At 62.9% G+C, this 24,400-nt stretch carries 17 protein-coding genes; 6 read left to right on the forward strand and 11 right to left on the reverse strand.

Going from position 1 to position 24,400, the window contains the following annotated elements:
• Positions 1–41 precede the first annotated feature (41 nt).
• Positions 42–221: a hypothetical protein gene (locus C9424_RS06725; RefSeq protein WP_116766134.1), complete on the reverse strand. Its 180-nt coding sequence runs from the start codon at positions 219–221 to the stop codon at positions 42–44.
• A 196-nt stretch (positions 222–417) separates the two neighbouring features.
• On the opposite strand from C9424_RS06725, the gene C9424_RS06730 reads away from it, so the two are divergent.
• A complete protein-coding gene (locus C9424_RS06730; RefSeq protein WP_116766135.1) occupies positions 418–1,134 on the forward strand; it encodes an SOS response-associated peptidase in 717 nt (238 codons plus the stop codon).
• Positions 1,135–1,387: 253 nt separating this feature from the next.
• Here the strand turns inward: C9424_RS06730 and C9424_RS06735 are convergent, their stop codons facing one another.
• Both C9424_RS06735 and C9424_RS06740 read right to left on the reverse strand, forming a co-directional pair.
• The gene (locus C9424_RS06735) at positions 1,388–3,037 is read right to left on the reverse strand and encodes a hypothetical protein (protein WP_116766136.1); all 1,650 of its coding nucleotides are present in this window, start codon (positions 3,035–3,037) and stop codon (positions 1,388–1,390) included.
• 695 nt (positions 3,038–3,732) lie between these two features.
• Entirely contained in the window at positions 3,733–5,175 is a 1,443-nt protein-coding gene (locus tag C9424_RS06740; RefSeq protein ID WP_133247486.1) for a DUF559 domain-containing protein, read from the reverse strand.
• 191 nt (positions 5,176–5,366) lie between these two features.
• On the opposite strand from C9424_RS06740, the gene C9424_RS06745 reads away from it, so the two are divergent.
• Positions 5,367–5,975: a hypothetical protein gene (locus tag C9424_RS06745; RefSeq protein WP_237563334.1), complete on the forward strand. Its 609-nt coding sequence runs from the start codon at positions 5,367–5,369 to the stop codon at positions 5,973–5,975.
• Between the two features lie 159 nt (positions 5,976–6,134).
• Positions 6,135–6,971 (forward strand): hypothetical protein, encoded by an 837-nt coding sequence (locus C9424_RS06750; protein ID WP_116766139.1) that lies wholly within the window; start codon positions 6,135–6,137, stop codon positions 6,969–6,971.
• Between the two features lie 447 nt (positions 6,972–7,418).
• Here the strand turns inward: C9424_RS06750 and C9424_RS06755 are convergent, their stop codons facing one another.
• From C9424_RS06755 to C9424_RS06765, 3 genes are all read right to left on the reverse strand, one after another.
• Entirely contained in the window at positions 7,419–7,829 is a 411-nt protein-coding gene (locus C9424_RS06755) for a hypothetical protein (RefSeq protein WP_116766140.1), read from the reverse strand.
• 286 nt (positions 7,830–8,115) lie between these two features.
• Positions 8,116–14,217, reverse strand: a complete 6,102-nt coding sequence (locus tag C9424_RS06760) for a hypothetical protein (protein WP_133247487.1) — start codon at positions 14,215–14,217, stop codon at positions 8,116–8,118.
• Between the two features lie 155 nt (positions 14,218–14,372).
• Positions 14,373–14,798 carry a DUF1016 N-terminal domain-containing protein gene (locus C9424_RS06765; RefSeq protein ID WP_161958202.1) on the reverse strand — a complete coding sequence of 142 codons (426 nt, stop codon included), beginning with the start codon at positions 14,796–14,798 and terminating at the stop codon, positions 14,373–14,375.
• A 304-nt stretch (positions 14,799–15,102) separates the two neighbouring features.
• On the opposite strand from C9424_RS06765, the gene C9424_RS06770 reads away from it, so the two are divergent.
• Positions 15,103–15,357 carry a hypothetical protein gene (locus C9424_RS06770; protein WP_116766143.1) on the forward strand — a complete coding sequence of 85 codons (255 nt, stop codon included), beginning with the start codon at positions 15,103–15,105 and terminating at the stop codon, positions 15,355–15,357.
• Positions 15,358–16,003: 646 nt separating this feature from the next.
• On the opposite strand, the gene C9424_RS21635 is transcribed toward C9424_RS06770, so the two are convergent.
• The 5 genes from C9424_RS21635 to ssd all read right to left on the reverse strand — a co-directional run bounded on the left by C9424_RS21635 (position 16,004) and on the right by ssd (position 22,084).
• Complete coding sequence (locus C9424_RS21635; protein WP_202615797.1) at positions 16,004–17,710, reverse strand: hypothetical protein; 1,707 nt, start codon at positions 17,708–17,710, stop codon at positions 16,004–16,006.
• A 355-nt stretch (positions 17,711–18,065) separates the two neighbouring features.
• Positions 18,066–18,668, reverse strand: a complete 603-nt coding sequence (locus C9424_RS06785) for a type II secretion system F family protein (protein ID WP_237563335.1) — start codon at positions 18,666–18,668, stop codon at positions 18,066–18,068.
• A gap of 13 nt (positions 18,669–18,681) precedes the next feature.
• The gene (locus C9424_RS06790) at positions 18,682–19,395 is read right to left on the reverse strand and encodes a type II secretion system F family protein (RefSeq protein WP_116766291.1); all 714 of its coding nucleotides are present in this window, start codon (positions 19,393–19,395) and stop codon (positions 18,682–18,684) included.
• A 245-nt stretch (positions 19,396–19,640) separates the two neighbouring features.
• Positions 19,641–20,978, reverse strand: coding sequence for a TadA family conjugal transfer-associated ATPase (locus C9424_RS06795; protein WP_116766144.1), 1,338 nt, complete (start codon positions 20,976–20,978; stop codon positions 19,641–19,643).
• On the reverse strand, positions 20,978–22,084 hold the full coding sequence (gene ssd / locus C9424_RS06800; RefSeq protein ID WP_116766145.1) for a septum site-determining protein Ssd: 1,107 nt from the start codon (positions 22,082–22,084) through the stop codon (positions 20,978–20,980). The genes C9424_RS06795 and ssd overlap by 1 nt, the downstream gene beginning before the upstream one ends.
• A 134-nt stretch (positions 22,085–22,218) precedes the next feature.
• Here ssd and C9424_RS06805 point away from each other — a divergent pair, with 134 nt between their 5' ends.
• Together C9424_RS06805 and C9424_RS06810 are read left to right on the forward strand one after the other, a co-directional pair.
• Entirely contained in the window at positions 22,219–23,973 is a 1,755-nt protein-coding gene (locus C9424_RS06805; protein ID WP_116766146.1) for a bifunctional 3'-5' exonuclease/DNA polymerase, read from the forward strand.
• Positions 23,974–24,123: 150 nt separating this feature from the next.
• The gene (locus C9424_RS06810; protein ID WP_116766147.1) at positions 24,124–24,372 is read left to right on the forward strand and encodes a YegP family protein; all 249 of its coding nucleotides are present in this window, start codon (positions 24,124–24,126) and stop codon (positions 24,370–24,372) included.
• The last annotated feature ends 28 nt before the right edge of the window (positions 24,373–24,400 follow it).

Below are 24,400 nucleotides of genomic sequence, written 5' to 3' on the forward strand. Positions count from 1 at the left end.
GCGCCTGCGGGAAGCAGGCGCCGCCGCGGTTTCTAGCCCGGCTAGAGAGCGTTCAGCAGGGCGACCAGACCGCCCACCAAGAGCGCTCCGGCGGTACCCGCAGAGGCGCAGGCGATCAGCCCACCCGGCGAGGTGATGCTCAGACCGAAGCGGTGAATCAGAGGAACGATGACCCACCAGAGTCCGAGCGCAGCGAGGATGAGGACCCCAGCAATTACCATGGCATTCCGCCTTTCTAACCTGCGGGCGGGACACCCATAGGTTGAATCGAGTAGACGTCCCGGACGGGGCATCCGCCCTCCTGTGTGCGGCCGACGTCCAGGTCGAGCAGAATGCCTGCCCGGTAGCGGTCGAACCGAGCCCAGAATGTCAAGGGCGGGTCCCATGCCGCGCTGGCTTGTCAGGCAGAATGAGGCCATGTGCGGTAGATATGTCATGTCCAAAGCAACAGGCGATCTCTTGAGTTACTTTGACGCCAAGGAGGTGGAGGGAAATCCGCCGCCGCCCAGCTGGAACGTGGCGCCCACTCAAGATGTCCCCATCATCGCTGAGCGCTTGGATGAAGGCGTCGTCGAACGTAACCTGCTCATTGCTCGCTGGGGCCTGGTGCCGTCCTGGGCGAAAGACATCAAGATCGGCTCCAAGCTGATCAACGCCCGCAGCGAGACCATCCTGGAGAAGCCGTCTTTCCGAAAAGCTGCGGTCAAACGGCGGGCGATCCTTCCCGCGGAAGGCTACTACGAGTGGCAGAAGACCGAAGACGGAAAGAAGATCCCCTATCACCTGTACTCGGAGAGCGAGCCCGTACTGGGATTCGCCGGGCTGTACGAATGGTGGGCGGATCCGTCTGTACCCGAAGATGACACCGCACGGTGGATGCTCAGCTGCACTGTGCTGACCACGACCGCCCAGGACGCGCTGGGGCATGCCCATGACAGGTCACCGGTCATCATCCCCACGGACAGATTCGCTGAATGGCTCGACCCGGACCTGACCGATAAGAACGACATCCAGCACCTGCTGGATTCCCTGCCCGAGCCGATCCTGACACCACGGATCGTCAGCACGAGGGTAAACAGTGTCCGGAACAACGGTCCTGAACTCATAGAGCCCCCCGCTTCAGTGGCCGAATAACCTCGGCCACTGCCGGAGACAACAAACCGTTACTGATCTGTGCGGATCACCAGAAGCTTGTGTCCCTCCGCCAGCAGCCTGTTTGCCTGCTCCGGTCCCATACCACCACTTTAGAACATAGGTTCGAATAGACGCGGCAAAGGAAAGCAGAAACCCGTCGGATTGCACCGCCCAACGCGCTTCAGTCTGGGGAAGGGGTCGGACAATGAGCGAGCCTAGCGGTCGCCTTCTTCCAGGTTCGGGGCCGGCGGAACTACTGTTCTTGGGTGGCCTGCACATAGTTGGGGAGCTTGAGTGCGAGATACGAGCCGATCGAAGCTGGAGTCACCACTGACTGACTCGTGAACTCCATGGCGTTCGCCTTTCGCTGGATGGCATCCGTAAGAGCCCGGGTCGAATCGCTGGTGGTAGATGTAAGTGCAGCCGCAACGAAGTCCTCAACTACGAAATCTGGGCGGGCATTCAGGTAACCCTTCGTGGAACGGTTATAGGTGCCGAGGATCGACGTGAGTTGCTTTTCATAGATCCCCGACCTGCCTTGGCCTCGGCCCCAGAAGTCGTTAAGCATTGGCCGTGCCGGCGCGACATCCACGAGCCAGCGGTCGACGAGCGTTTTGATGTCTTCGGCGTACTTTCTTCTTGTCGTGGCCCGAGACGTTTGTCCGAGTGGGTTCTGAATTACGTTGAGCATGGCACTGGTAAGGGCAAAGGCGTTAACCGACCAGTTGGTGGAATTTGCATCCAGGGGATCAGCCGCGAGGAGAGCAGCAACAAAGGGTTCACCAAGAGCAACGACACGAAGTTGCCATTCGGATTCCAGTAGTCCAGCTGCTCGTTTAGAGAGGCCGCACTTAGAACCCCAGTCGGAGTCGAATGAATAGCTTGCGGCCCACTCATGCTGGGCCTCTACCCTGCACGTAGAAGTCAACTCGTAGTTAGCAGGGTCAATCGACGCCGCCTGAGAAAAGCACACAAGGGTGAGGAGATTTTTCCTACCGGGACGGCCCGGCCGGGCTGTCTCAGTACCAAATTTGAGGGCCTGATCTACAGCGTCGAAAGTGTCAGGGAACGTCGTGGCGTCCACGAGCCGTGAGCGGACAATTTTGCGTTGTTTGTCCCCACCCTTGTCCAGGCAGTACCAGTAGCTGACATCGTTGAGTCGATTCACGTTGACCCGGACCGCTCGCTCCTTCTGATCCGCGGTAGGAAGGGGGAGGTCCATAATCTCCATCATGCCTTTGTGCTGAGCGTCGACTTTCTTCTTAAAGTTCTCTAGAAAGGTTCGATCATTACTGAGCATGATCAGAAGCATCCCCGTAAGTCCTTGCACGTCAGCGGTGTCCTCACGGCGCGCGTGCTTGACAAGGTTGCCCGCCGCCGCTTCCAGGTAGGCGTCGTTCGTCCGAGTGGCGTCGGGGTATCTGTCACCAACCAAACCTCGGAGGAAATACTCGGTCTCAGAGTTGTCAGCTACGGCTATAAGTGACGTCCCCGACTGCGCCCCGCGCCACTTTTTGATTGCGTAAACCCAATTCACATCGTCCGGGACCTTTCGGCTGACAGTTCCCTGCGTTGCCTCCCTGATGGCTTCGGCTGTCGACCCTGCACCTGCTGCGATGCGTTGCCACAGGTTCTCGGAGGATGGGGTGTCTGCCGAAGTTTTCTTAAGCGACTCATGATCCTCAAGCAATTGGGTGCTGAAGAGCGTCTTGCCGGAGCCTTGCTCACCGTAGATGGCGAGAATCTTGGTCTGCCCTCGAAGCCGAAGGACTCGAAACTGCTCAGCCAGATGGTCAGTCAGCGGCTGCCAAAAATCGACGAAGACCTTGTAGTCCGCGTACCTACCGACCCCCTCGGCCCTATCCGGATAAACGATTCCAACGCCCGAGCCCCCAGTAGTCATGGGTTAAATGTATCGGTTCGCGCGATCGCTTTGTGACGCGACATACCTCCTTGATGAGCTCACGACCAAAGGGGAAATTCAGCATCGTCGGAACCATCCACCACCCAAAAGATCCGTTCGAACGACTGTGGGCCCGTCGACTTTGGTGCCCGCTGGGAGGGCCAGAACTGAAGACCGCATCCACGGAATCCAAGGACAGAACTGAACGCTCGAAGCTCCGCAGCGAACTGCAAACGGCCGAGTCGAGCTTTGAGACGCTCCTGGCAGTGCCTCCGCTGAGCGTGGACGATATGTGCTCCGAATGCGCACGGCCGGCATCACACCACGGCTGGGTCTCACCACCCTACGACGGTCCCTGCCCTGCACGGCCAGGTTGGGCGGAACGGATGCGACAAGCTCCTGAGCTTCTTTTCGCCGCAACCGAACGCACAAAGGCGAAGGAGCCACCGGATCAGCCGAAGCCGCGTCCCCTCGCTGTCCTGCGGGGCTTCCGATCACCGAAGTATTCACCAAGCTCAGCGAGCTGCGTAACGAGCATCCGGACGCGATCGTTAAGCGGGGCCGAGCGAACAAGTGGGAGATTTGGCCCGCCGACGCCTGACCTCCTCGGCGCCTTATGGCGGTTGTCGACCGACCGCATGCCACCGGTCCACGACGGTTCCTGGGCTTTCTGTCCAGTTAGTCTTCGAGCGCAGTCACTCTGTCTCTACCGGAGGCCGGCGCAAGAGCTGTATCTCCTGGTAGGGGCCATACCGTCCGGTTCTCAGCTGGACATTGGCGATCCGCCAGCCCCGATCAACCGCTTCAGGGTGCAACTCGGTCAGAACTTCGCTTCCGGCACACAGGGCCACCTCCGTAAATGCATCTGCACCATCGACGTTGGCGGTCAGGCCCCATGAAGTGGCGCCCAGGTTGAACTTTGGAGAGATTCCGACCGCTTCAGCTTGCAGCCCGATGAACAGTTCGTCTCCCCAAGGAAACGTCGAAGCCGGGACAAAATCCGAATCTGACATGTCTTGCAAAATACCTTCTACAGCGCCGCGCCACTGTTGACGGGGAACCTTGTCCAAGCCGAGCACACAGATGAATCGTGGGGCTTCCGACCGCTCGGCGATGGCCAGGTAGCGGCCGGAGTCCATCGCCACCATCCGCTGCACGGCGCCGGAATTCAACGTCCAGGAGATGTAGAAGGCGTTTTCGTAGTACTTATGCTCGGCAATCGGTCCCAACCGTGGTTTCTTCCTGACTATCGATGTTTCCTTCTTCTTAATCGTTCGGATGGTTCCGGGACGGCCAGCTACTGCGTCGGACACGGCCAAGACCAGTGCGTCCATCACTTCCCTAGTGACGCTCTCAGATTCTGCCAGGACGTCGTATTCACCGATGGGTCCCAGGCCGCCGAGCCGCAACCGCACGACCTGCCATCCGACGCCGGCGAGGAGGCCGTTGCGCGTTTTGTCTTTTTCTTCGTCGCCAGTGTGGGTATAGGCCGGGTCGACTTCGATGCATACCTTTGTCTTGGAGATAAGGATGTCCGGGGTCAGAATCGGAAAGTTGTTGCGATGTGGTTCATGACCACACTGAATTGCGCTGCGGCCCTTGTGGACAGCAAACCCTGCAGCGACAAGCTTGTCTCTCACCTCCTGCTCCGTCTGTGAGGTAGAGAGATTACGAGATTGGATGACCGTGCCTGCGGGATATTTCGAAACCGAAGTCTTCGTTGTTCGCACAAAACTGCTCGGTTGCCAGCATGCGCGGCACTTCGCGAGGCTCTCGACGCCGGGCCGGGCAATCACGTCGTGGCCACAGTCGAGGGTCACCCGGCCGTACAACCGTTCTCCCACACAGCTCAGGCAGGCCAGCGATCCGCCGGCCGCCTGACGCCACCCCGATGCAGCACCGCACTGAACGACAGCGGACTCAAGGAACCTGTGCCCCGCGGAACAAATCCACCGGACCTTTACCGGGGACGTGGCTGCAATGTCTTGGGGCCCGAACGGATTTTCTTCATCCCACATGTCCAGCACTTCTTTGTGCCTCGCCGCCACAGTGACTTCGGGTTTGGGCGCACGCCGGGCAAGACCTAACCGGGAACGATCGTCCGGCGTAAGTATCGGCCAGTCTTCAAGTGCTTTCACAGTCCCCCATCTCAGGATTCGAACGCGCAAACCTCTCTTTCAGACCGATGCTAGACCAGGGCACCGACGGAATGACCGCGACGCCCGGAGACCTCACAGTGAGTGCCGAGCGAGACTATGTGAGGTCCGGCCATAGACGACACTGTTCGGGAACCGGCCGGCGATGGGCGAAGCTATGGCATCCTCAAAACATGAACGCACCGGACCAAACAGCCCAAGTCCTCGGTCTGCAGGCGTGGGAGACACTTCGAGGATCCCACGCCGCCTACATGTCAGGCACATCGCCGACATACGACGAGGTCCTCACAGAGGTCGCCGACCGAATCCGCGCGACGGCCAGCATCGGAAAGGCCGACATCGGGGCTTTACTGTTCTGGAAGCGCCTCCGTGCGGATACACCCTGGGTCCGCGAACTGATGGTCAAGCCCGAAACGGAAGTCAGGGAGATAACGGAGAAGGCCGTGTCTGCCGTCACCGATATGTCACTACCCGTGCCCAAGGCCGCTTCTGCTGGCCGGGCGGCGCTCTCACCGCTTCCTGGCTTCAAAACGGGAGACGCACTCGCTTCAGCCCTTCTGCTGGCCGCCGCTCCCGAACGAATGGCGGTATACGACGAGCGCGCCCAAACCGGACTGGAGGCCCTAGGTCTCTCACTCTCCCCTGCGCGCGGGAGGTACGGACGCTACATGGAGCTGGTCGAAGAAATGCGGTCAACGGCAGGCCGATACGGGCACACTTGGTCCGCGAGGGATGTCGATACCGCACTCTTCTGGCTCGGCGGTCCGAAATCACAGCCATAAAGCGTGCCGGGGGCACTCCAGTCCAGCACCGCAGCGCGCCAGTTCCATGGGTCAAAAATTAGACCGATATGCTGGCTTGACACAGCGTGGCACAGATAGTCGGCAGCGTTTTCCCATAAAGAGTCGCCCTGGGCTCGCGAGTCAAGGAGAGTCGGAGACGTGGCCGAAAAGTCTTGGGTTGATTTTGCCCAGTTCACCCTTAACCTTTTCCTTGCAATAGTCACTGTCTCCTTGTTCATCCAAGGAACGAGAGACAGGCGACGGATAGCTGAGGACCGCAGACGCGAACAAGCGTCCAAGATCAGCGTCCACCGGTTTGACCGAACGGAGCAGACGAGGCCTGATTCCTGGCGCGTGCTCGGCACGCGTGTCGAGATCCGCAATGACTCGGATGCTTCCATTTCGAGAGTCCACGCCGTCCACCTGACCTTGCCTTGGTGGCACGACTACGTGAACGCTCGCGGTAAGGTTGGCGTCGACCCCCACCAAAGGCAAGCCATACGCTTCGCCGGCCATGCCGAGCCCGGAGTCAACGACATTTCGATCCCTCCGGGGCAGAACGTTCACTATGACGATGCCCCTCTTTCCGGCCAAACCATCTTGCTGTACTTCACTGACGGGGCAGGTATTCAGTGGGTCAAGCGAGACGGCCAACTTTGGAGATTCACCACTGACACACACTGGCTAAGTCGCCTGTACCAGTGGATGTATTACAAACGGGGAACGCAATGGCTTGTTGGCTGGCTACTTCCCTACGCGCGCCGGCGGTTCAACAATTTGGCACCGACTGTCCCGTTGTCGGCCCGGGTGGCCACGTTTCTTCTGGGCACGACGCCTGTCCCAGGCGGCGCGAGTGAGCCATGGCTGATGCCGCTCAGGGCTCCGAAGAAGGACTGGCCGTACCAGGAGTGGATCAACGGAATTTACCTCGACCGGGCAGGCAACACAGATGCCGCTGCCGAACACGCCAACGCTGGCGAAACGCCTCAACCCTGAGGCGGTGCAATCGCTGTAGTCGGCGAATGGTTCTCCGAGCTGGACCGCCAGCGAACCGGGCTCCTGCCGAACAACGCTCAGCATCTGGCGCGGACGGCAGAACGGCTTATAGAGGATCTGATGAAGGCTGCGCCAAGGGATTTCAGCGGCGACGAGATCGAGCGCTTCGTGAAGTCCGTGGCCTCCCTACGCCGAATCGACGACATCTCAATTTCGAAGCTGCGCCATCCCGGGAACGCCCTTCGTTGGGCAAGGCCCGACGGCGCGGGAGCCGCTCCCGAATAGCCAAGCCTAGCCCCTAGTCGGCCACCGGCGACGGCCCCGAGATGGAGTGCGTGCATGACCACCACGGGCAGCCAGGCCCGATAATTCACCCACCCCATCACACAAACCAGCACCCAGACCGGCAACCAGCCACACACCCTCAACCCATCGGTGGATCGAGGCTTAGGGCTCCCGACCCTCGTCATCGCCATCTATCGATGCCTCTTCGGGGAAGCTCCTTGCGATTCTCTCAAAGTGCGCCATCCCTTTCGGCTGAAGGATCTCTCCCGCTGCCTGGCAATCCTTGGCCGCTCTCTTGGCGACTTCGACCGCTGAGGTGAGACGATCCTCTTGAGATAGCGACTCGTCTTTTCGTTGTTCGTCGGGCTCCAGGCCGTACTGCTCCAGCAAGGACCTCAGGAACTGACTCTCATCATCCGTGATGTGACTGGCCGCAGTGAACCACCCCGCTTCGTTTTCGGTTGTCAGGGAGACAGCTTTCTGGATCAGGATTCGTGTTGTACGGGCAGCCTCGCGTTCAAGCTCCAAGGCTGCTGTGAGGAGGGCCTTGACGTCGCCCGTCGCGGCGTCCATCGTTGGCTCCGCATCGCCGAAGTTTCGGAAAAATGACCATTCTGGTTGCTCGGGATCGAGTCTTTCCAGGGCCCGACGAATAGGTTCGAATCCTTCGAATGGACGCTTGCTACCCGGGTACTCGCGGCGGTGAGCCCAGAGGTTTAGGATCTCTCGGGCACAGCGCTCTTGCGCCTCTCGTTTACATGAACTTTCGGCTGCCTCAGCCCCCGCTATCAGTTCCGCCACATAGTAAGCCATCCATCGGCCGAGAGTGTCGGTACTTTCGAGTTCCGCGGCAAGCTTCTTACCAAGCGCGACTGTTTGGACATAATTCGGTCCATCCGAAGCGGGGTCGGTAGACAAATATCTTGAAGTACTCATCCAGATAGCCCAATCCTCGGTCGACGACATCGGTTCGTCTCCCAGAATAATCGAATGCTTTTCGATCAATGGTGACTTCGGCGACGAGATCCATCTTAAGCTCGTCGAGCAAGGCATCGAGGGACTCCGAATTTATTTGAACACGAATTCCTTGACTCCCTATGCTGCGTCCGCGCCCCTGCGGGAGCAGATCGTCCCAAGCCGACACAGCGAACACGGGCTCGCTCAGTGCGGCTGACGGGAGCCAAAACCTCATATCAGGATCGGGTGTCAGATTGAGTACTGCCTGGACCTTCGCCGATGGTCGCGGTGGTGGATACCGCATTCCCGAGCCAAAAGGATCCCCCTCATCCATTCCATTCCTTCCTGAGTCGGCTACGATCCACCCCCGGAGCATGTAGCCCGCCACGTCAATCTCGAGCTCATCCCCAGCATCCGGAATTCTGAAGTCAGTGGGGCTGCTTGCTGTCTGAAGAGCAGCCATAAGAGCAAACGAGCGACTAGGGTCGACCAGTGCGGTCCTGACCGTAGCTTCCTGCCGCCGGCGACTGTCATCCCGGGATGAGTCCTCCCAGACCGTGAAGAATCCGCTCTCGTCCGGAGTGACAATGCGGAAGAAATCGCTAGGAGCCACCTTCCACCGCCAAATCGGATCGTCGGTTTCTGGCAAATCGAGGTGAGCTATCTTGGGCTCCGGATCGCGGCGGTCCGAAAGCCACCGACCGTCAGTTCTGGTCAGCGTGCTTGGTTCAAGCCACAAGGAAAATTCGTCGCGGTCATTTGACGGATCCTGGTACGACGGCCTGCTCGTAGCAAGCACGCCCGCTACCTCAAATAGCGAGTGAAAGGAGAGGTATGCATTGAGGTCCTTAATCTTGGGACGCTGCCCTCTGTAGGTGTGAGTCTCGTCTGGCTTGAAAATTTTCCGCGTCCAACGTTCGTCTTCCTCATGGGTTCCATGGAACTGTCCCTCCCACTGCTCCCGGATTATTGCAGCGGCCTCTTTTTCGACGTCGAGTGCGTCAAGACCAAAGCAGTCTGCAAGTGGCGCCATCCAGTTGTCTCGGAAGTCAAAGTCAAAATCGTAGCCGACATCATTCTGCTCGTACCGCGATCTCTTGAAGCGGGTCCGCTCGTGGTATTCGAGGACTAGTGGATCCGGTCTGAGGGTCCCTATCCGTGCGAAGCGTTGCGCGTCCTGCTCGCCAAAAGCCGACAGCTGCTCTGCGTGCAGCTTCTTGACGATGGAGTCGACTCGGTCTCGTATCAGGATGTGTCGTGTCGCGCTTTCGATGAGGTTGGACAGTAACGGCACGAAGTCCATCACTCGGCTAGCATCCGCAGTCGCCGCACGGTCGAGAGCGATCAGGAGCCAGAGAAGTGCGTCGTTGGCGTAGAAGACGAGACCATTGTCTACGAACGCACCGGCTTTCTCTGATGTCGCAAATTTTGCAAGGGCATTGAGTTCGCTATGCGCTTGCACCTCACAGAGCATTCGGACAACGTGCGCGGCCCGCCAGCGCATATCTTCGTCGGGATCGCCTAGCGCCGCCCAGACATAGCCCGCTATACATTCACTGAGTGAAGTTGGAGGGGTCAGGCCTGCAGTCCATGGACCGTCAGCTGTCTGGGGCTCCACCAGATACTGGATGTGATCAATCGCGTCGTCCAGAACTAGGGTTGAATCCTCCTTCGATAATTGGCGAACAAGCTTGGCCAGCAGCGCGAAACAGGCGGACGAATCGAGAAAGTCCCCTCTGGAGCCCAGCTCCTTGAAGGCCAAATTCAGCAGGTCAGATTGCGCCACTCCAGCGACACTTTCAATCGACTCCCAGGGGAGCTCCTGCCATCCTCGTGTGGCTATTTCTTCACTAAACCGGACGACAGAATGCCTTGCAAGATCGCCGCAAGCGTTGAGGAAGCCGGCGGGTGGCGACGCCAGCCTTGCCGCGAATTCAAAGAAGGACACGTAGTCAGAGATGCCAAAGCCGACACACTCACCAAACGCTTTGGCGATCCTGGACCAATCTCGACGAGGCTGTTTGAAGGCCACGCGAAGCAGGGCACCTCGCTGGTCGTAGGGTCCGGACCGCTCTTTCTGCCGGCCGATCTCCATGTGTTCGACCAAGGTGAAGTCTAGGTTAGCCAAAGAGACTTCAATAGACTCGGAACTTGCAGGGTCTATGCGAGGTCCACCAAACCAGTCCCCGGAGCGGCGCTCGGATTGCGACTGGAACTTTGGGGGTTCATATATTCCACAAGGAAACCCGTTCCTCTTCGCCACAGCAACGAGTTGCTCGCTTTGTTCAGGGCGATTTCCTTGCATTCTGCAGAGGTCAAACGCAACGCGAAGAATCGTTTCGGTCGACTCCTTTTGAGAGAGGACTGCGCGCTCGACCAGAGGCTCGATTGTAATTCGATCGTGAAAGGGACCGAACGCGAGAGATGGCAGGGGCGCTTGCCTAAGCCCACCGACTTCTGGATCAAGAAGCCCCCTAATAACTTCCGAGAACACGCCAAAATGTCGGTCTCGCCACCGCGACGCAATGGCGATCGACGAGCGGGCGCTGAGTGCAGCCACGGCTTTGATTGTTTCTTGATAGCCGAAACCATCACCCATGTAGGGCTCGACTGCTTCAGCGAGCTGCGCGACTTTGTACGCCCGTTCGTCATCGTCTCCCCCTGGACCTGCTTGATGAGCTACGGCCAACATCGCGTCCCAGCGGTCTCTAATTTCATCCCCTACCTTGTCGGCAAGTGCCAACGCTGCATCAAAGTAGTGCTGCGACTCTTCTGGGCTTATGGAATGAAGTGCCCGGGTTAGCTGGATCAATGAGTCAGTTCGGTCTTGAGTATCCTCCCGAGTCGCCACAATTTGCTCATAGGCTGAGTGCCCCAGCGAGAACGCAACTTGATCCATCTCGGGGATCGAAGCCATTAGACGGATCAAGGCATTAGTGGTCGACCACCAAAGCTCCGTGGCAACGGTCTCGTACCAGGCACGGAGCGTCTCATGGCTGTCATCTGAATTCGTTGTCAGGCCGAGAAGCCAGGCACATAACTTGGCTGCCTCATTCAGGAAAACCTTGGGCTCTTCGTCATCCCTCCTTTGTGGTTTGGGCAGCATTCCTAGGAGCTGCTGAAGTTCGGCATCGGCGTTGGCTGCAGGGTCGCAGGATACTCGCGCCCAGGCCAGCATCCAAGGGACCAAAGGAGCTATATTCTGTCGATATCCGCGCCCTTCCTGTGTGGAGGCGTGGGTCTTTCCTTTCAGTTCCTCAAGGAGTTCGGGACCCGCAAGCTGGGCATCTGTCAGATCTCCTCCAGTCAGGTACGTCCTGATTGCCCACGCCTTGAGTACGGTAGCTGAGGTGTGATGATGAAACCGCGAACCGAGCGCCTTGGGTGGACCGGCTGGCAGGTATTTGGACAAAATTGCAGATGCTCTGTCCTTTGAAATCAGGCCGTGCCTGAGGCAGGTAGCAATGGCTCCACAGATGGCAGCGAGCCCGTCGTCTTCCTGATCCAACCGCGATGTCTGGCTGAGCTCGATCTTGTTCCGGTGGTGGCGGAGAGTTTTCATAACCACCAGGGACGCATCCCTATCGAGTTGTGCATTCTGGCGAGTGGCCTGGGCTGTGATCGCCAACTGCAGATACTTGCTGGAACCCGAAGCTTTAAGTAAATCGTTGAGTCGTACGATTTCACCTCGGGCGATGAGTCGGCTCGCGATCAATGTGCCCACGTCAAAGGCCGTAGTGGGTGGACGCCATCGGCTCAGGAATTCGGCGCAGGCCTCAGGACCATCGACGTTTAATCGCCCCATAGCCAGTTCGGCGATGTCTTCATGGCCAACCCTATGGTCTCGCTGTCTGTCAGATGGGAGCCGGATCCATCCATACATCCATTCGAAAGCACTTCTTAGCCTGTTGCGGGCGTCGAGACGGCTGGACTCAGATACCGACATGAGAGCGCCCTCATATGCCAGATTGGATCCCGGCCAGTCTGAGCCGAGCGATCGGCTGGCCACCAGGTCCTCGATGGTTTGCGGATCTAGGAACTCTCCTGCGAGATCTGTGTTCTCCCTGATCAGCTTGAGACGGCGGGAATGGCCTGCTGCCAGGGTCCCGGCTTTGAGTGCGAGTCTGGATGCCTCTAGAGTCCGTTCCGTTCGAAGGGCGGCCTTCAGGGCAAACTGCACGCGTTGCTGCTGGATCTCTTGGCGTTCTACGTCATTCGACTTCGGCAGGGCCTCCTCCGAGAGAGCTAGATGGACGAGTTCGTCGAAGCTTCCCGCCTCCCATAGCAGTTGGGGAAGGGAAGTCGCGGCGTAAGCGTTCTGTTCAGCCAGCAAGCGGAGCCCTGCGACTAGTGAGGTGAGTGCTTCGCCTGTCGCCCTGAAGTTGTTGCGGAACCACGTTTCAGTTGGTTCATCTCTGAATTGCACAGCATCGCCCAGTAGCAATAGCGGCCGACCTATGTCGCTGACAAAGCTCGAGACGAGCGATGAGGAGGCCCCGCTGAGAGCAGCAATTACCGGCGTCGGTATGCGCGGGCGCAGAGTCGCAAGGACCCGGGACATCAGGTCTAAGGTTCCCGCGTCCTGCCCGGCGTCGTCACGAATGTGGGCGAACCACTTGTCGAGCAGGCTTTCGAAAGCGGACTCGGGTGATAGGTAACGCTCGCCAAGGATCGACAGTGAGTCTGTGACGGTTTGCGCGTCGCTCAGGACTTGGGCCTGCACTCTGGGGTTTCCCGACGTCCGTTTGTGGAATTCCCGGGCGTCGGCCTCCGGTACAGGGCCAAACTTCAATTCGACGTGGTTTTTGGACTCCTCTTCATTCAGGCCAGATATGGGCAGCTGGATTGTGGTGGACGGAGAATTCAGCAGATGGATCCGTTCCGTCCTGCACAGCATGACCAGCCGCACGTTTGGCGGCAGGTCTTCCCGCAGGAGATCGACTGGAAACGGGTGTCCTGAGTTGAAATCCTCCGCGGCCATCACTGCGTTATCGGCGGCGTCGACAACCAGTACGAGTAGACCGGATGGGGTTGTCTTAGCTAAAAGGGTTGCGGCTGTGCCGACGCGCGCCAGAAACGCACGAGAGTAATCGCTCGCGGTTGCTCTGGCACTTTGGAACAGAGGCTGGCAGAGGCCGAGAGTTGCCAGTTCGTTAGCCATCTGGACTAGCCCCTGGCGATGCTCGTGACGTGGCTCACTGGACTTGCGGTAGGCTCCCAGTCCGTAGCAGTCGTAGGTGATTTTGACTGAGCCGCTGGGAAGATAATTACCGAGCTGTTGCGCAAAGACAGACTTCCCGACCCCGCCGGAAGCATGGACTATGACGGGTTGCGGAGCCTCGCTGATCCTTTCGGCCAACTCGGAGTACTGCGCCCTGCTGAAGATCGTCGCGGGAGTTACCAGCCGCGAAGGTGCTGGAAGAAAGCCATCCTCGGTCGTTCCTAGAGCGACGAGTACGTCGGCCCTGGTGATGGTGGACTTATCCAAGGTTGTGGCGCGCTTGGTGATGGCTTCTTTTAGTTTGAGGACGGCCTCGGGGTCGCTTCCGGGCAAATATGACGCAACATCATGTTCGAACTCTGCAACCAGCGGTAGTAGGGAAGGGGCGGTGGTGTCGACCACGAATGCGCTACAGAACTGTGCCTCTAGGTCGGCGTCTTCCAAGGCCAGGTATCTACGAAGGAGTGCGACTTCGTCGCGGTCATCAGGATGTACAGTTCTTGACGCGACGTCGCTGAGCGCCTGCAATACTCGCGTATGTACGCTCCGGTTAGAGACGAATTCAAATCTTGCCGACGTGGCCTGCGACGGTTGAAGCTCGTGGAGTTTCTTAAAGCGAGCCGCGAAGCCTTTGAGGGTTTTGCTGAGACCGTACATGGTCCAAGGCTCGTCCTGCTGAGCGGTCGAATGTTTCAGTTGTCGATAGACAACACGTCCGCCTGCCATTAGATCTTCCGAAATCAAGTACTCCGCGACGTCCACGACGTGCTCTCCGGCGGTCAACGTGCTCTGACCTTCAAGCTCATGTCTGGAAGGGCCCTCTATCGCTATTGACACGATGTTGGTGCCGGGACTCAGGAGCTCCAAACAGCGCCGTGCGGCCCAGTAGTAGTGGAATTGGTCCCCGTCCCTGCTAGTTCGAACGACGTCTGGGGTTGTCATGCTTGCTCCACCCAGTCCAGTACGTTGGTGAGTCGCTCGGCATTTGGAGGGTCGCTGCGGACGTCGGCTTGCAAGGCGTCGTAGGTGTAGCAAGCGACAAGTTGCGAAACAACCCTTTGCGCAGATGGGTTTCCCACCCAAGCCCGGGCGAACGTGGCCATGTAATGGACGTTGCGCGCGGAGAATCCGCGCACTTTCGGGAACTCGTTTCGCGGGCCATCAGCCAGTCTCCTGATGACGCCGCTCCACCATCCTGGGCGTTCCTGCCGGGTAGCGACGTCGTGCCCGGCGGACCAGAACAGGTCGACGGGCTGCGTGTCAACTGTCCGACGTGTCGTGCGGGCGGCAAGGACGCGGTTCTTGGACTCGCCGGTGAGGGTGGTGTGGTGCGTGCGGAAGGCGAGCTCGCGAACAGCTGTCATGCGTTCGATCCTATCCATCGGAGCCGGGCCCGTACGGTATGACGCCGCGCCCCTGACCACCGCGATCCTGCAGTCCTAGTCCCAGCGGGTGGAAATGTTGGCGGGAAGCGAACATGCGCTAGCTGAGGGTCGGCCGCGAACAATAGGTCTTCGGCTACGGCATCGCAGAAGCCGGCTTCCTCCCTGCCCCACCTCGACTGAGGCATGTGGAGGCGTGGGCGGCTGACACCTCATTCGAACCCCCATCTCCCGTGGACGTCCGGGCTGGCTGCGCCGAGGCCCGGAGCGCCGCACACAGGGGTGTATGACCAATTCTCGTGGCGGCACCCGGCTCCGCATTCTCGCATCCTCGTTCCAGAGCTTCCTCATCAAGACTCTGCTCTACGGCTTCGCCAAGGTGAACCCCCAAGCAGCCGATTCCAACGAACGGAACCCCCCTCGCCTAGTCCAATTCCTGGGCGTCCTTCGGTCCAGCGTCACATCCTACGTCTCGTCGGATCAGATGGCGCGTGACGTCATCCACGTCGCCATTGACCTCATAATTGCCCTGATTCATTGATTCTGTCGTGTGCGCCAGACCGGGGCCGAGGGTGCCTCGGCCAACACGCGTCCCTTACGTTTTGATTCTGCACACTTGGGCTCCGCCCGCATTCCGTCGCAGGTTTTGAGACACCAAGGGTGCAGACACGCCGTTTGCAAGAACAATCATCGTTGCCATTCCTGCCTGCGCCGAGAGCGGCCTCCTGCGTCCGTTCGGCTGAACGGGAACAACCAAACTGGCGCCGGGATAGATTTCGTACACCTCGGCAACCCCATCTTCCCCGCTGTCTATGCGTTTCGCAGCGGGAGTGTCCTGATTGACTGACATCTGCTTTCCTTCCACGGGACACCGGCAGGATCGCCGGCTGATTCGACTCTCCCGGCTTGGGCACGGCGCGGTAAGCCACGAAGTCCGCTAAGTGGAAAACATGCCCGCAACCGGCGCCACGGCGGCCTGTGGAGGAGAACTCACGGGCTGTTCCACGCCGGCGGACGGACGGCACGACAGCGCCCCGCTCATGCCTTGGCCCGACGAAGTACCCGCCTGACCCGACTAACGGCCACTCCTGACCGGGCGCAGAACTGAACCCGAGGTGCTGCGGTCCATACTGCGACTACAGCTTCTCGGGTTCAGTTCGGTGCGCTGGAACCTCAATAACGCGCTTCTAGGGGAGGAAGTACCCCGCGAGGTCGGCTATGAGCTGGGCGGATCCGGAGGACCGGTTGAACAGCGCCACCTTTCCATCCGAGCCGAGCGCCACCGAGACCAGGTTCGGTACCGTCTGTCCGGCGGAGAAGTTCAGGTTGGACGCGTTGGGCCGTGCTGAACCGTTCGGGTAGGCGGTGATGAAGCCGAAGGACTTGGGCGAGGTGACGGTGAGGTTGAAGACGGCTGCCAGGGCACCGGTGGGGACCCCGTTGGCGCCGGCGACCTGGACCGACACCGCGGAATCCGCGGCCACCGGCTTGGTATTGCGGGTGTCCAGGATCCGGGTCGGGCCGACGGCCTTGAAGGCGCCGGTCGCGGTCGGTGTGCCGGGCAGATAGTAGCCGGCGACGTCGGCGATCAGCTGGGACGTGCCCGAGGAACTGTTGAACAGCGTCACCTTGCCGTCGGACCCGACCGGGACCGTGACGAGGTTCGGGACCGTCTGACCGGCGGAAAAGTTCAGGTTGGACGCGTTGGGCCGGGCCGCACCGGACGCGTACGCGGTCACGAAGCCCAGGGACTTCGCCTGGGTCACCGTCAGGTTGAACACCACGGCCGCGACCGAGGCGGGGATTCCGTTGGCTCCCGCGACCTGGAAGGAGACTGCGGAATTCGCGCCGACTGCCGAGGAGTTCCGGGTGTCCAGGAGCCGGGCCGGCGAGAGGCTCTTGAAGGAACCGGCCGTCGCCGGCGTTCCGGTGACGTAATAGCCCGTCACGTCAGCGATCAGCTGGGAGGACCCGGAGGAACTGTTGAACAGGGCGACCTTGCCGTCGGCTCCCACCGGGACGGTGACCAGGTTCGGTACCGTCTGGCCGGCAGAGAAGTTCAGGTTGGACGCATTGGGCCGCGCGGCGCCGGAGGCGTAGGCCGTGATGAAGCCGACGGACCGGGGCTGGGTCACCGTCAGGTTGAACACCACCGCCGAGACCTTCGCCGGGATCCCGTTGACCCCCGCGACCTGGAACGACACCGCGGAATTCGCCCGGACCGGTGAGCTGTTCCGCGTATCAAGGACACGCGTGGGAGCGGTGGGGTTGAAGGTTCCGGGAAGCTGGCCACCGGCCTTGCCGGCTTTGATCACGACGTCGTCAATGTAGCTGTCGCCCGCCTGCCGTCGGTGCTCTGCGCCGAGCTGCATCTGGGTGACCGCGGTGAAGGCCGTGGCGACCTGCTTGCTGGAATAGAGGAGCTGGCCGTCAAACCACACCTCGATGGTGGAGGAGGCGCCGTTGGGGATTACGTGCATGACCAGGTGGTGCCACGTACCGAGCGGGACGTTCACTTTCATCGCGGTGTAGCCGAGCGTGCCGTCGGGCGCCGCTACGCGCAGCCACAGGGGGCCGGCGCCGCCGTTGGAGCGGTAGACGTCCACGAACCGGGTGGTTCCGTTGAAGAACCGGAACATGGGGACGTTGTTGCCCGCGACGCCTTCCTTGGTGACGTTGAACCATCCGTCGGCGTAGACCTCATTGGTGCCCGCAGGAAGCGGTGCGGAAAAATTGGCCAAGGAACCAGCATCCGTGGTCACGTGAACATGGGCTGAGCAGCGGCCCGAGTGTTGTTCAGCCGAGGAGACGTCGGCCGTGCCGGTCCCGGCCGTGACGGGGGCGTTGAAGCCCGAAGCCGTGATGCTCCCCGATTCGAAGTTGGTCGCAATCACCGTTGTGCCCGGGTATTGGTTGGTAGGTTGAGGCGCCCCCGGCTGACAAGTCGGCGTTGCGGCGGACGCCGGACCGGCCCCCACCGCCGAACCCGCCATCACCAATAGGCTCAGCGCTGCAATCACGCCCGCCCTCTGCAATCGAATCATTGATCTGCCCCCCTGCGTGGCTTCCACTCGATACGAAATCCCAGAAACCCTGAGGATTCGAGGCGCCACAGAAGCGCTGTGAGTAGCCGACGCACGAGACCGCTCATACTCCGACGGTGCCTGCCCCCAAGGTATCCCCCAGCAACTTGAATAAACCTTGGACCAGCGGCGATGCGGCGTCGGGGGCGCCGCCCGCCCGCGGGCATCAGGCCGGGACCAGCCCCAGGAGCACAGGCACGACGCCGAGGCAGACAAATGCCGGCAGGGAGCACAAGCCCAGAGGCACGACCAGCTTCACGCCCAGCGCCGCGGCACGCTGCTCGGCAGCCCGGTTCCGTTCGCGGCGAAGCCGGGCCGCTTGGGCATAGAGGAGGGCCGAGGACGGAGCGCCCGTGAGGGCGGCGAACGTGAGGGTGTCGCGCAGGGCAAGGAGTTCGCACGCCTGGCCACCTGAACTGTGCCATGCCGTGTCCCAGTCCGCGCCAATGGCAAGGGCTGACACCACCGGCCGAAGCTGCCGTCCGAGTTCCTGCGGCACCAGGGCGGCGATGAGTTCCAGGGACCGGCCCAGTCCGGCTCCCGCATCCAGCATGGCGCCGATGAGTTCCAGCATCATGGCGGTGTCCCGCAGACCCGGATAGCCGGGCTGGCGGCCGGCCTGGGTCCCCCGACGCAGTCCGGACCCGTCCGCCGGGGCCAGGATTTGGCGGTGGAGTCTTCGGCGGACGCGGCCAGAGTCTCCGCGGACCATAATGGCTGCACCGGCAAGGCCGGCGGCCACCACAACTCCGGCGAGTCCGGGACTCACGGCGGCGGTGGAGTCACGAGTGCGCTCCCGCCGCGGCCCGCACGAGCTTCGAAGACCACACCCGGCCGGCGGCGGTCAGGACCACCCCTGCGGCCAACGCCAAGAGGCCCCACGGATTTCCAAGGAGCGTAGCCATCGGGTCCACTCCCAGCAGCAAGCCGAGCCCCAAACCCGATACCGGCAGCCAGGTCAGCAAGCGGATGGTTGCCCGGGGCCCCGCCAAAGCCGTCTGCCGGGCACCTTCGGCGTCGTCCTCCGCCTCAAGGTGCGCGGCAAAGCGCGCCAGGACGTCTGCCAGCGGGCACCCGCTGGCCTCCGCGGTGTCGAAGCATGCGGCGAGCTCGCCCCACACCCGGGCGTCGCGCCCGGCACGGACGCTCACGGCGCCGCCAAAGGCGGCTCCAGCGCCGCTGACCCCGCCGGCCGGCCCGCCGGATACCCTGCGGCGGATCGCCCGGGCCACGGAGGACCCGCCCAGGGCGGCCGCACGTGCGGCCGCGAGGACTCTGAGCGACTCCGGGTCAAGCACCGGCCCGGACGTGACTTGGGCACCGTCGCGGCCCGCGCCGCGGACTGAAGCACGGACCGAAGCGTCGACAGTTCTGTTGACCGCGGCCCCTTGCTCCGCAGCCTCCGCGCCGTACAGCACCCACAGTTCATCCCACAGGCGGGCGGGGGTGCGTCCGCCTTTCAGCAGCGCGGCCAGCTGCTGAACCACAACTGTCATGGGCACGGCCCCCACCCCCGCGGAGCCTCCAGCCAACACGCGGCGGAGACCTGGGACGGCCCTCCGGCCACGACTGCGCAGACCTGTTGACCGACCCGGGCTCCGAGTGCTGGATGGCTGCTCGCGGGGCAGGAAACTCCGCGGGCCGGCGCCGTGCAGGGCATTGCGAGTGCGGCGGCCCGCCACACGCGGGGAGGGAAAGGCCAGCCGCAGGGCCAAGAGCAGGACGATGATCAGGAGCGCCGTCATCGCGGGGTCCATGACTGCGGGTGTTCGGCTCCTGAACCCGGCGGGCGTGCTTCGGGCGCCGGGCGGGCCCCGGTGTTGGTTCCATCGGCTACCGCTGGATCCAGGCCGAGCCGGTCCGCCAGCCGCGGCCAGGCCGGGCCGAACCGGGCCCGGTCCCTCAGTACTTCCAGTGCAGCGGTGACAGCCAGCCCGGATTCCTGTGCTTCCATGATTCCGATGCTCGCGACCTGGCGCCCGGTCCCGCTCCGCTCGACATGCACGACGGCGTCGATGGCACTCGCCACCTGCAAGCGCACGGCATCCTGGCCCATGCCGGCGAGCGCGCCGAGCGCCGCCAGCCGGGCAGGCACGGCCGCCGCAGCGTTCGCGTGAATCGTCCCGCCGCCTCCCGTATGACCGGTATTCATGGCCGACAGCAACTCCCGGACCTCCGCACCGCGGCATTCACCCACCACCAGCCGGTCCGGCCGCATCCTCAGGGCCTGACGAACTAGTTCGCCCAGGTCCACGGCACCCCCGCCTTCCAGGTTTCCGTGCCGGGATTCCAGCGTGACGACGTGCGGGTGCACCGGATTAAGTTCCGCGGCGTCCTCAATGAGGACGAGACGTTCTCCGGGGCCGCACAACCCCAGCAGCGTCGCCAGCAGCGTGGTTTTCCCCGAGCCGGTGGCGCCGCTAATGAGGAAGCTCAGCCTGCACCCCACCATGCGTTCGAGTACGGACTGGACCAGCCCGCCGCATGCCCCGCTCCCGAACATGCCCTTGCGACCCAGCTCGGCCATCGTAAAGACCGAAGTCCGGCGGATTCGCACGCTCAAGAGGGTCCCGGCCGGGGAAATCGGCGGCAACACCGCATGCACCCGGTAGCCGCCGTCGAGCCTGACATCGACGCACGGCGAACCGTCGTCCAGGCGGCGGCCGCCGGCTGCCACCAGCCTCGCCGCGAGCGCCCGGACCTGCGGTTCCCCGGAAAAGAGGACGGGCGCCTTTTCCAGGCCGTTGCCGCGGTCCAGCCAGACCGAGTCCGGTCCGTTCACGAAGATGTCCGTCACAGCAGGATCCCGGGTCAGCGGATGCAGGGGACCCAATCCGCTCAGTTCCGCGCTGATACTTTCCACAGCTGCAAGGGCGCCGGCCGTGCCAAGCAGCCGTCCGCTCGCCTGGAGGGCCGCTGCGACCCGGGAGGGGGTTACCGGGGCGGAATCGGTCATGACTGACTCGCGCACGGATTCCAGCAACGCCGGGTCCAGAAATCCCTGCGAGCGGCGGCGGCCCGGCGCCCGCCGGGTAAGCCGTTCCGGTTCGGCGGGGTCCGCGGCCGAATGGGCGCTCATCAGACGTCACCCCGGTCCAGGTCAAGGAGCCCTGCGGTGAGACGGCGGACAGAGCGCTGACGGCCGGCGTCGAGGAGGCGGCCGAGTTCCGTGGCCGCCGCCAGACCCTTGATTTCCGGCATGACCCCGTGGAGGGGAAGCCCCACGGACTCCGCAATCAGTGGCGCATCCAAGGCAGCGCCCGGACTGGCCCGGACCACTAGCGTCGTATCTACCGGTGGAAGCTCCTGCGCCAACCGGGCCGTGGCGACGGCCGCCCGCAGCCGGGCCGGCGCCACGACCACGATCCGGTCGCATTCCCAGGCGAAGGATCGCACAGCCTCCCGTCCCCGGCCGATGTCCAGCACGACCAGCTCGCTGCCCCGCCGGGCGGCGTCGAGAACCACGGCCACCGAGGTCGCGTCCACGCCGGCTGCACCGTCCCGGGTGCCCGGCCACGACAGGAAGGAGAATCCCCCGGCCTTCGGGAGCGCATCGTCGAGCTGGGCGGGATCGATACTGCCGCTCGCCCCGGCCAGGTCCGGCCAGCGGAGCCCGGGAGCGTCCTCGGCGGCCAACGCCAGTTCCAGTCCGCCGCCCCAGGGGTCGCCGTCGATCAGCACCACGCGCGCCCCGAGCCCGGCGGCCGCCTGCGCGACCCAGATGGCGGCGGTCGTGGCCCCTGCACCGCCGCAGCCGCCCGTCACGCCTACAACGAGTCCGCCGGCTTCCGGCGCGCGGGACCGGCTCAGGTATTCCGCCAGCCAGGCGGCGGCATCCGGCAGCACGGCGACGCGTTCGGCCCCGATGGCGGCGGCCAGTTGCCACAGTCCGTCGCCGTCATCCTTGACTCCGACGAGCACCGCCGGCGCCCTCCTTCGAAGTGGCAACTCCCGGATGTCGCTGCCAACCAGTACGGCGCCCGCGGCGTCCCAGAAGGGCGCGGCATTGGCCGCGTCCCGGACTGTCCGCAGGTGGCCCCCGGCAGCGGCGACGATGCGCTCCACCTCGCCGCGCAGAACATCGGCGCCGGTGACGAGCAGAGTCTCCGCGGACTCCCCGGGAATCCACGGCCCCCCGTCCTGCGGGGGTGGCGAGTCCGGGCCGGGTGGCTGGTGCCTGTTCATGCTGCCACTGTGCCTGTCCGGGAAGCGCAGCGTAACCGCCGTCGTCGGCTATGTGGACAAACCGGGCCCGGCCTCTGCAGCCTCGCCAGGCAGTGCGCACCGAGCACGCTCCGGAGCAGGGCAGAATTGACCCTATGTACCTCCTGCTTGCCGCCCACGCCGACGGCGCGGCTCTCCAGGAACTCACGGCGGATGGCCTCCCCGCACCGTCCAATCCACAGCCACGGGTGGTGAGCGCCGGTGACCTCGCCGGCGTCGTCCGCGGGCTTGAAAAGCGGCGCCCGCGCTGGATCTGGCACCGCACGCAGGACTGGTATCCGTCGCTGCTGCGGGCCGGCGTGGAGCTCGAGCGCTGCTACGACCTGACTTTGTGCGGTTCGATTCTGGCCCACTCGGAGTTCACCGCCCACACCGGCTATGCCCGGTCGGCGGAGAAACTCACGCAGGACGACGAGCTGCACCAGCCGCCGCGGGCCCTGCAGCCCCCTCCCCCGCCGCCGGAGCAGGGCGCACTCTTCGATGCCCCGGCCCGGGACCAGCGCCCCGGCCAGTCCCTTGAGGAACTCCGCGCCGAGTATGCCGCCCAGCAGGACGCGCTCCGCCAGGCGGGAGCCGCGCCGGCAACGGCCCCCGGCACGACCGGCGGTTCGGCCGACGCCCCAGACGCCAACCGGCGCCAACGGCTCCAGCTGCTGCTCGCGGCCGAATCCGCGGGCGCCATGATCGCCGCCGAAATGCAACACACCGGCGTGCCCTGGCGTGAGGAACTGCACGAACAGATCCTCGCGGACTGCCTCGGACCCCGCCCGGCTCCGGGCCAGCGCCCAGCCAAACTCGAAGCGCTCACCGCCGAACTCAGGCAACTGCTGCGCTCACCCGCGCTGAACCCGGACTCACCGCAGGAGCTCATGCGCGCCCTGCACCGGAACGGCATCGAGGTCAAGACCACCCGCCAATGGGAGCTGAAGGAATCCAGCCACCCCGCGATCGAGCCGCTGCTGGTCTACAAGAAGCTGGCCCGTCTCCACGCGGCCAACGGCTGGGTGTGGCTTGACGCGTGGGTCAAGAACGGCAGGTTCCAGCCCGAGTACGTGGTGGGCGGCGTGGTGTCGGGGAGGTGGGCGTCGCGCGGCGGAGGGGCGCTGCAAATTCCGCGCCAGATTCGCGGCGCCGTCCACGCCGATCCCGGCCACAAGCTGATCGTTGCCGACGCCTCGCAGCTGGAACCGCGGGTCCTCGTCGCGCTCGCGCAGGATTCCAAAATGGCCGAGGCCGCCCGGGACAAGGACCTCTACGCCGGCATCGCGGCACAAGGCTTCGGGGGCGACCGAGCAAAAGCCAAGGTAGCCCTCCTCGGGGCCATCTACGGCGCAACCACGGGCGAGTCCGGGCGCCTGATGCCCCAACTTGCCCGCACCTATCCCCGCGCCGTGGGCTTCGTCGAGCAAGCTGCCCGCGACGGCGAAGCCGGGAGGACCGTCACCTCCCGCCTGGGCCGCAGCAGCCCTCCGCCGTCGGATCGCTGGCTGCGCAGCCAGCACTCGACTACCGCGGAAGAACAGCGCCGGGCGGACTCGATCGCCCGCTCGCGCGGACGTTTCACCCGGAACTTCGTGGTGCAGGGCTCGGCCGCCGACTGGGCGGCCTGCTGGCTGGCGGAACTGCGACGGCGGCTGCGCGACCTGCGGTCGGACGGCACCGCCGCGGCTGAACTGGTCTTCTTCCTGCACGATGAAGTGATGGTGCACTGCCCCGATGGCGCCGTCGAGGACTGCATCCAGGCGATCGAGGACTCAGCGGCTGCCGCCAAAGAGCTCCTGTTCGGCCGGATTCCGGTGGAATTTCCGGTCAGCGTGGCGGTCGTGGACTCGTACGACAACGCAAAATGAGTGACCTCGGACACCATCCGTAACGTACCCGTCGGTAGCGTTGTGTGGGCTCCATCACCCGACTAGGCTCGAAAAGGCCGGCGGATTCCCGTTCTTTCCGCTGGCTATTGCAATGACGCAAGGAATTGGGGAGGCACAAATTTGGCTGGCATGTTTGAGATCGCACAAGCTGGAGACAAGGCGTATTTTTTTCGGCTGACGGCACCGGATGGAACGGTCGTCGCCGTTTCGCCGCTGTTCAGCTCCATTAAGAGCGCGGCGGCGGGCATTACCGCTGTGCGTGAGAACGCCGCGACCGGTCTGATTGTGGATCGTTCCGGCACTCAGCGGCGAGCCGCCAGCCGGCCGGCGGCAGTGGCACCTGCTGCCCTGGTGGGCAGCGGCGTGGGGGCCAGCTAGCGGATCAGCCGGCAGGCCGGCGTAGAAC

It is taken from the genome of Arthrobacter sp. H-02-3, assembly GCF_003097355.1.
GTDB classification, from domain to species: domain Bacteria; phylum Actinomycetota; class Actinomycetes; order Actinomycetales; family Micrococcaceae; genus Arthrobacter; species Arthrobacter humicola.